The organism is Nostoc cf. edaphicum LEGE 07299, assembly GCF_015207245.1.
GTDB classification, from domain to species: Bacteria; Cyanobacteriota; Cyanobacteriia; order Cyanobacteriales; family Nostocaceae; genus Nostoc; species Nostoc edaphicum_B.
The window spans coordinates 1-9641 of the sequence record NZ_JADEXF010000058.1 but is presented as its reverse complement, the minus strand read 5'-3'; the positions used below and the strand labels follow the sequence as shown (position 1 = coordinate 9641).

The following is a 9641-nucleotide window of genomic DNA, read 5'->3' as shown; positions in this document are numbered from 1 at the left end:
AGGTATTGCAATATATATAGATCCAAACTTTAAAGTTCTCAGCGAAGCTTATCCCTACGTTTCTAAACGCCTGTTAACAGATCCAGCACCGCAATTAAGAGCATCATTGCAAGATTTGCTATTTAAAGATGGCAGATTTCGTTGGAACCGCTTAGAAAACTTGTTAAAAAATGCGCGTAATAGTCAAGACTACGACTTTAATTTAGTGCTAAATCAGGGGATAGAATTTTTGTCATCTCAACGCGGTGCTTTTATTCGTGACAAACTAGTAGATGAATCTGTTAACGGACTCGATGCTTTAGGTAAAAATGTTTTGCATAACTTTACCTCTTTGTTACGAGAACGGGTAGGATTGACAGCCGTTAATAAAACTCCAGCAGCTACAGTTGAGCAACAACAAACCTTGGAGCATATCAAACGTATATTAGGTATTCTCCGAGAAACAAGAGGCTTTGACCCAGTGCAAATGACATCCCAAATTGCTCAGTTATTGGTAAATTCAGATGTACAACGTTTAGGTCAACAAATTGCCAACCGCTTCACGCAGAAAGCTGTAGCCAGGTTAATTCGGCAATTATTGGCATCTTAGTAAAAGTTATGAGTTAAAAACTTTTTTTAACTCATAAATCATTCATTCTAGCAACTAAATAGTAATTTTATTTTTATAATCCTTTTGTAGTAGAAATTTCAGCAATTGCAACTCATCCGGTATCAGGCTTGCTACTTTTACCTCTACTGATTTCGAGTGAAGAATCGCATAATTATACGTATTGAGACTAAATATTTAATACAAACGATGGCGATGTATACGACGGGCTACATCTACGCATTTTCTCTACCATAACAACGCAATTTGCCGCTATAGTAACAAAACTTGATGATCAAGGTTTCAAATTATTAAAGTTTTAACTAATTTTTACATTCAGTATATATACAGTTTATTTTTAAATAGAAAAGTCTTTATTATAACAGTAGATTACCAAACAAGATTTACCGCTAGGACATTATAAAAAACTAAGTTCAAAATATCTGCAAAGTTATGTCCAGTATAGCTTTATGGTGGCACGATCCATTATCTGGGGGCGATTCCTTTAGGTGCTGTTTCTGGTCAGGCTTGTTTATTGACAGTCATTAATTCTGAGAGGTTCGTAGCGAGCGATTTATCAGTCAATGTCAAGGGTTTTAGCCCTGACTACAAATTTTCACAACTCATCAAAACTAATGATATGACAGACATCAATCACTAGTACACTTTGGCATAAATTTGTTCACCTTTAACTAGTTGCTCAGAGCAACTTATCTGCTTAATTGAGGTGATAGTTGGATTTACGCCATGCTGTTCTAGTGGTTTGTACCAGTAATTTTCGGGGTTCGTAGTTCGTGATTTACCGCTCAATTTTAAGGGCTAGAGCCGCTAAGTATATTTTGTATTTAACTAAGTCTAAAGTTCCTCAACAAAATTTGAAATTTAATTCAACTGATTTATGTTGTCCACTTTTCCCACTAGTGCGCCAGAAGAGAATAACTTAATTCAATGTGATGCCGATCAAGGATTTATTTCCTGGCTAAGTCAAGCCGGAGGTTCAATTGCCATCACCACCTACCAAGCTGGAAAACTGGCACTAGTAGGCTGGAATGGGGAACAGATAACCATGCTGTTACGCCAATTTTCTAAACCAATGGGATTGGCAGTGAATGGTTCACGACTGGCACTGGCTACCCATCACGAAGTCTGTTTATTAGCAAATGCCCCCGCCTTAGCTTATGAGTTTTTAGAAGAGCAGCCCGGACGCTACGATGCCCTGTATTTGCCACGGCTGACATATTTTACAGGCGACCTGAACATTCACGACCTGGAATTTGGCAGAGAAGGGCTGTGGATTGTCAACACCCGCTTTTCGTGTCTTTCTACCTTGAGTCCAGACTTTAGCTTTGTACCGCGCTGGCATCCGAAATTTATTTCTGAAGTAGTGCCAGAAGACCGATGTCACCTGAATGGATTAGCAATGGTGGATGGCAAACCCAAGTATGTGACTGCCCTTGGTGCGACAGATACCGTCGGAGGATGGCGACCGGGTAAAGCCAACGGTGGAGTCGTAGTGGAAGTAGAGAGTAATGAAATTATTGTAGAAGGATTATCAATGCCCCATTCCCCAATTTGGCATGACGGGTTTTTGTGGTTACTCAACTCTGGAGCAGGGGAAATATGGCGCATTCATCCAGAATCAGGAGACAAACAAGTAGTCTGTGTACTCCCTGGATTTCTGCGGGGGTTGTGCTGTGTCGGGTATTACGCCCTAGTTGGACTATGCCAGATTCGAGAACGGCATATTTTCGGAGGATTGCCCATTACCCAACGCTTTGAGCAGTTGCTTTGTGGTGTGGCAGTTGTGGATTTGCGAAATGGGCAGCAAGTGGGGATGCTGAAGTTCACCACAGGCTGTCAAGAACTTTATGATGTACAGTTTCTTGCTGGTGTACAGCGTCCGATGGTTTTGAATCAAGAACGAAAAGAAATCCGCCAAGCATTTACTGCACCAGAGTTTAACTATTGGCTGCGACCGAGTGCAGTGATTCCTAATGACTAAGGAATCTATCTAATCAGACCGTAATTGTTGAAATCAAATCTTTAGTTTTTTCAGAGGTTTTTTCATGACTGAATTCCAAGTTAATACCACCACCATTGGCAATCAATCTAACTCAACAGTAGCTATAGATGCAGATGGTGACTTTATTATTTCCTGGCAAAGTGATGGTCAAGACGGAACTAAGATATATGCCCAACGCTATAACACTGACGGGACACCTCAAGGGGGCGAATTTCAAGTTAATACTGGCACTACTGGCAATCAATATAATCCCGTAATAGCGATAGATACAGATGGTGACTTTGTTATTTCCTGGCAAAGTGATAGTCAAGGCGGGACTGATATATATGCCCGACGCTACAACAATCTTGGGGTGGCTCAAGGGAGCGAATTTAAGGTTAATACCTACACCACCAGCGACCAAGCTAATCCCATAGCAGTAGCGATGGATTCAAGTGGGGACTTTGTTATCTCTTGGATTAGTTCAGAGGAAGGGTTTAGCTATGAGATATATGCTCAACGCTACAACAATCTTGGGGTGGCTCAAGGGAATGAATTTAAAGTTAATACCTATACCACTAGCGATCAATATAACTCTACAGTCGCAATGGATGCAGATGGGGACTTTGTCATTTCCTGGCAAAGCTTTGGTCAGGACGGGTCTAGTAATGGGATATATGCCCAACGCTACAACAATCTTGGGGTGGCTCAAGGGGGTGAATTTAAGGTTAATAACTACACCAGCAACAACCAAGCTAACCCCACAGTCGCGATGGATACAGATGGTAACTTTGTGATTTCCTGGCAAAGCGATGGTCAGGATGGTTCTATCAATGGGATATATGCCCAACGCTACAACAATCTTGGGGTGGCTCAAGGGGGCGAATTTAAGGTTAATACCTACACCACCAGCGACCAAACTAACCCCATAGTTGCGATGAATGCAGGGGGTGACTTTGTCGTTTCTTGGCAAAGCGATGGTCAGGACGGGTCTGGTAATGGGATATATGCCCAACTAAACATTAACAATGGCATTCCCCCGATAATCTCTGCTTCTGCCTCTGCACTGGCATACACCGAAAAAACCACTATAGCCATCGACTCAAGCATCACTGTTAGCGACTTAGACTCAGACAACCTAGCTAGTGCCACTATCAGCATTACCAGTGGTTTCGCCTCTGCTCAAGATACCCTCACCTTCACCAACCAAAATGGGATTACGGGCAGCTATGACAGCACCACAGGTGTTTTAACCTTAACTGGCAGTTCTACTGTTGCTAACTATCAAACCGCACTACGTTCTATTACTTATACCAACAACAGTGATAACCCCAGTCTTACACCTCGTACCATCAGCTTTATAGTTAATGATGGGGCTGCTAATAGTACTGCCATTACTCGCGATATTAATATTACGGCGGTGAATGATGCGCCTGTTGCTGTTAACGATAGCATCACCACAAAAAGAAACATACCCGTTATTATTAGTGCTACTACTCTGTTAAGCAATGATAAAGATGTCGATGTTAGTGATGTTTTGAGTATTACTGGCTTCACCCAACCTAGCCAAGGAAGCTTAGTTAATAACAACGACGGTACCTACACTTATACCCCTGCCCAAAACTATTATGGCTTCGATAGCTTCACTTACAGTATAAGTGATGGGCACGGAGGCAATAGTACTGCTACCGTCAACTTGACTATTAATCAGTACAATGTGATTAATGGTACTTTAGGTGCAGACAACCTGAATGGTACAGTCAATATAGATGTCATCTCAGGATTGCAGGGCAATGACACGCTCCAAGGACTAGGTGATAATGACACCCTTGATGGCGCTGATGGAAATGATTCCTTAGATGGTGGTGCAGGAGTTGACAGTCTCATCGGTGGTAAAGGCAATGATATTTATATCGTAGACAACCTGAACGATATTATTCTTGAAAGCTTAAATGCAGGCACAGATTTAGTTAAGTCTTCGGTGAGTTGGGTGTTGGGAAATAACCTGGAGAACTTGACCCTGACTGGAAGTGGGGCAATTTATGGTACTGGTAATAGCTTTAATAACATCTTGATTGGTAATACTGGCGCTAACATCTTAAATGGAGAAAATGGCAACGATAACCTCTTTGGTGATTCCGACAATGACACCTTGTTGGGTGGTGCAGGCAATGATACCTTAGATGGCGGTTTAGGATCTGATAGTCTCAATGGTGGAGTCGGCAATGATATTTATATCGTAGACAACCTGAACGATATTATTATTGAAGGCTTAAATGCAGGCACAGATTTAGTTAAATCTTCGGTAAGTTGGGTGTTGGGAAATAACCTGGAGAACTTGACCCTGGCTGGAAGTGGGGTAATCAATGGTACTGGTAACAGCCTTAATAACATCTTGATTGGCAATACTGGCGCTAACATCTTGAATGGAGAAGATGGCAACGATAGCCTCTTTGGTAGCTCAGGTAATGACAGCTTGTTAGGCAGTGCAGGTGATGACACCTTGGATGGAGGTTTAGGATCTGATAGTCTTAATGGTGGAGCTGGCAATGACATTTACACTGTAGACAACTTAAACGACTCGATTATTGAAGGCTTAAATTCAGGCACAGATTTAATTAAGTCTTCGGTGAATTGGGTGTTGGCAGATAACCTGGAAAACTTGACTTTGACTGGAAGTGGGGTAATCAATGGTACTGGTAATAGCCTTAATAACATCCTGACGGGAAATAGTGGTGCTAACACGTTGAATGGAATTGATGGCAACGATAGCCTCTTTGGTAGCTCAGGTAATGACACCTTGTTAGGCGGTGTAGGTGATGACTCCTTGAATGGAGGTGTAGGGACTGACAGTCTTTATGGTGGACTCGGTAATGACATTTACACTGTAGACAACGTAAATGACTTGATTGTTGAAGACTTAAATGCAGGTACAGATTTAGTCAATTCTTCGGTAAATTGGGTGTTGGGAAATAACCTAGAGAATTTGACTCTGACTGGAACCGGAGCAATCAGTGGTACTGGTAACATCTTCAATAACATCCTGATGGGAAATAATGCTGCTAACACGTTAACAGGAGGAGATGGCAATGATAGTCTCTTTGGTAACTCAGGCAATGACACCTTATTCGGTAGTGCAGGTGACGATTTAATCGCTGGTGGAGTTGGTCGAGATGTATTGACTGGTGAAACTGGGCAAGATAGCTTCAACTTAACTGGTACCCGTATTGGAGGGTATGATACGATCGCTGATTTTACTCTTGGAGAGGATACTATCTTGATTTCCAAGGCTGAATTCGGACTGGTTCAATCTCAAAATACTACGCTTGATTCGGGCCTATTTCGACTTGGTACCACTGCGATCGCAGCAAGCGATCGCTTTATGTATGATCAAACTACGGGTAATCTTTTCTTTGACGCGGATGGGATTGGTAAGACTGCACAAGTTATTCAAATTGCCCAGTTCTCCAATCAGGTAGCGCTTAGTAGTGCAAATATTACTGTCATTGCCTAACGAAAGCTAAATTATAGCAAGCATCAAGAGATTACCCAGTAAGAGACAGAGCAACTCTTGCTGGGTAATCTTTTATAAATACACATTTGAGTGCAATACAACTATAAACTTTTAACTTTCCTCTTGAGAATAACCATTCTTCTCACGTTTGAGGCTTTCTTCTAAGGCTTGAATTTGTTCGCGTCTGGCTTCTAACTCTAAAGAACGCCTTGCTAAATCTTGGTTTTGCAACGTCAGGGATTGTCGCCAATGTTCTGCTCGCTCGGCTTCGTGCTGCAAAAATTCTGGGGTAATGCCGATGGTGAGGTAGTTTTGTACCAGATGAAGTACCCAGTTGGTAGCGTCTTCTATTTTTTCAATATCGCCTGTAGGAGAAAGTTCGACTAGAACAAGCAAGTTCTCACTCATGATCTTTCCCTTTCCCAGCAGAATGAAAGCTTCTTCGGGAATTATCGCCCACAAGTTATCAGCTTCTTGACGCGCCAATAAGCGTAACTGGTGCTGGTCTAAAAAATCGTTTTTACGCACCTGGGCTAGATATAGCATGAGGGTCGCTTCGCTCCAATTAAAAATTAAAAATTAAAAAATTTAATAAAATAATAAGTCCCAGAATGGATATTTGGATTTTGTTAAGTGGTAATGGGTAATTGGGAATTATTAATACTCCCATTACCCATTACAGTTATCCTAAGCCACGCAGGCGATCGCTACGACAATCCCTTAAGGCGATCGCGCAAAATTTCAGCTTGCTTTTGTGCTTCTGCTAAGGCATCCCGCGCTCCCTGTACCACGTCAGCCCTAGCTCTATCTACGAAACTAGGATTGTTTAATCTAGTACTCAGGGATTGAACTTCGGCTTCAGCTTTACTCAAGCTTTTTTCTAGCTTGGCACGTACAGCTTCAATATCTACCACACCGCTTAGAGGAATTAGCACCTGTATTGTACCAATTACACCTGCGTAGACGCTTTGCGGCTTGCCGTCAGGCATCGCATTTTCTGGTTCTTGTGATTGTTCTAATTCTCTCTGCGGGAAAAATCGGCTCCATAACCTAAGTCTTGCTTGAGCAGTGAGTAAATTTTGGCTAACAAACCACGCTGTGTAACCAAAACCAACTAGTTCAAATAATGTTCCGACGATGGGAATGTCATCAATGGCATTTCCCGCAGCTAAACCCACTCTACCAAAGACAATGGCCACGATAATTAAGCCAATTGTCTTCAAACCCCTCTGAGGTTTTTTAGCAGCAATAGTTTGGTTTTCTTGCTTGTCAGTAATGGTTAAAGTCTCAACTTTTGCCAAATCTTTAATATAAGACTGTCCCGCAGTGAGAATTTCCCGCTCTTTCTCACTTTCAGTTTGCAAATTCGCTGTTACTTTTATCCCTGGTTTAATATCTGCTTCAGCACGCAAATTCCGAATTGTGCGGATAGTACCAATCAGCAATTCAAACTGTTCTTCTAAAGCTGAATCAATTAGGTTTGCATCTACCTGTGGATATACTTGTAATGGTAAAGTTTGCGGGGAATCTACCGGTTGTTGGGTGAGAGTTTGCCAAATTTCTTCGGTAATATGAGGCATGAAGGGATGAAGCAGTTTCATAATCCCTTCGAGTATGTAGCCGAGAGTTTGCTGTGCTACCCGCCGCGATACAGGATCGGCATCTGCTTGCAATCTAGATTTCACTAGTTCAATATACTGGTCGCAGAAATCACCCCAGATAAATTCGTAGAGTCCTTTTGCTGCTTCCCCTAAACCGTAATTATCGATGTAATTAGTGGTTTGTTTGATAACTTGATGATACCGCGAGATGATCCAGCGATCGCTCAATTCTGTAGCTACTGGGTTCCCCAATTGTTGCGGCGTTTGTCCATCCAAATTCATCATCACAAACCGGGCTGCATTCCACAACTTATTTGCAAAGTTGCGCGATGCTTCAACAGATGCCGATTCATCCTTTTTGCGATCGTATTCTAAGCGGATATCTTGACCCGCGCCAGCCACTTCCCTAATTAAGGTATACCGCAGAGCATCAGTACCATATTTGTCAATTAATAACAATGGGTCAATGCCATTACCTTTGGTCTTTGACATCTTCTGACCTTTTTCATCCAGCACTAAGCCGTGGATGTAAACTGTTTGGAAAGGCATTTGCTGCGTAAAATGCCCAGCCATCATGGTCATTCTGGCTACCCAGAAAAAGATGATGTCAAAGCCTGTTACCAAAGTAGTAGTAGGGTAATAAGTCGCTAAATCTTGAGTTTGTTCTGGCCAGCCCAAAGTCGAAAACGGCCAAAGTCCAGAAGAAAACCAAGTATCCAGCACATCTGGATCTTGTTCTAGCTTGACATTTTCGCCAAATTGCGCTTTGGCTTTTTCCCAAGCTTCAGTTTCCGATTTTGCTACCACAAAGGGCGTATTATCAGTAATTTGCCCACCCGTTTCACTGACAGCGTACCAAGCCGGAATTTGGTGTCCCCACCATAATTGGCGAGAGATACACCAATCTTTGAGTTTTACTAGCCAATCACGATAAACCTTAGTCCAACGTTGGGGGACAAACTCTGGGGAAGTTTGCTGGTCGAGGAATTCGAGAGTGTTATCAGCTAGGGGGCGAATTTTGACGAACCACTGAGTCGAGAGGAGGGGTTCAATAGGTACTTTACCGCGATCGCTGTAGGGAACGGTATGTTTATAATCTTCTATCTTCACCAAAAAGCCATCTGCTTCTAGGCGAGAAACCACATTTTTTCTAGCAACAAAGCGGTCTTGTCCTTGAAACTCTCCAGCATTGGCGTTGAGAGTGCCGTCTTTATTCATAATGTTGATTAACGGCAGATTGTGACGCTTACCCATGTCAAAATCGTTCGGGTCATGGGCAGGAGTCACCTTTACGCAGCCTGTGCCGAAGGTCGGGTCAACAAATTCATCGCCAATGATCGGAATTTCTCGTTGTAGAATTGGCAGAGTTAGAGTTTTGCCAATGAGATGTTTGTAGCGATCGTCATTGGGATTAACCGCTACAGCCGTATCACCTAACATCGTTTCTGGTCTAGTTGTCGCCACCTCTACAAAGCCGGAACCATCGGTCAGGGGATAGCGGAAGTGCCAGAGATTTCCATTCACCTCTTGATTTTCAACTTCCACATCAGACACAGCCGACTGAGAAGCGGGACACCAGTTAACTAAATATTCACCACGATAAATTAAACCTTCCTCGTAAAGGCGAGTAAACGCCTCGACAACAGCTTTAGATAAACCCTCATCCAGGGTAAACCTTTCCCGTGACCAGTCCACCGAGACACCCAAGCGTCGTAGCTGATTAAGAATCGTTCCCTCAGACTCCGCCTTCCATTGCCAAGCGCGTTCTAGGAATTTCTCACGCCCCAATTCGTAGCGAGTCTTACCCTCTTTTTTGAGTTGCTTTTCCAGCATACTATGCACAGCGATGCTGGCGTGGTCAGTTCCGGGTACCCACAGGGTATTACGTCCCTGCATCCGGTGGTAGCGCACAAGGGTATCAATCAACGTATCTGAGAA

At 42.8% G+C, this 9641-nt stretch carries 4 protein-coding genes and 1 pseudogene; 3 read left to right on the top strand and 2 right to left on the bottom strand.

What is annotated here, in order from left to right; translation table 11 throughout:
* The 3 genes and pseudogenes from IQ229_RS02960 to IQ229_RS02950 all read left to right on the top strand — a co-directional run.
* Nucleotides 1–589, top strand: a pseudogene (locus tag IQ229_RS02960) (AarF/ABC1/UbiB kinase family protein); the annotation flags it as partial.
* Between the two features lie 895 nt (nucleotides 590–1484).
* Nucleotides 1485–2588: a TIGR03032 family protein gene (locus tag IQ229_RS02955; RefSeq protein ID WP_194041144.1), complete on the top strand. Its 1104-nt coding sequence runs from the start codon at nucleotides 1485–1487 to the stop codon at nucleotides 2586–2588.
* A 64-nt stretch (nucleotides 2589–2652) separates the two neighbouring features.
* A complete protein-coding gene (locus tag IQ229_RS02950) occupies nucleotides 2653–6102 on the top strand; it encodes a cadherin-like domain-containing protein (RefSeq protein ID WP_194041142.1) in 3450 nt (1149 codons plus the stop codon).
* Between the two features lie 111 nt (nucleotides 6103–6213).
* Here IQ229_RS02950 and IQ229_RS02945 read toward each other — a convergent pair whose 3' ends face one another.
* Nucleotides 6214–6648 (bottom strand): hypothetical protein, encoded by a 435-nt coding sequence (locus IQ229_RS02945; protein WP_194041140.1) that lies wholly within the window; start codon nucleotides 6646–6648, stop codon nucleotides 6214–6216.
* Between the two features lie 161 nt (nucleotides 6649–6809).
* Nucleotides 6810–9641 (bottom strand): valine--tRNA ligase (locus IQ229_RS02940; protein WP_194041138.1); only part of this gene is annotated, 2832 nt, incomplete at its 5' end.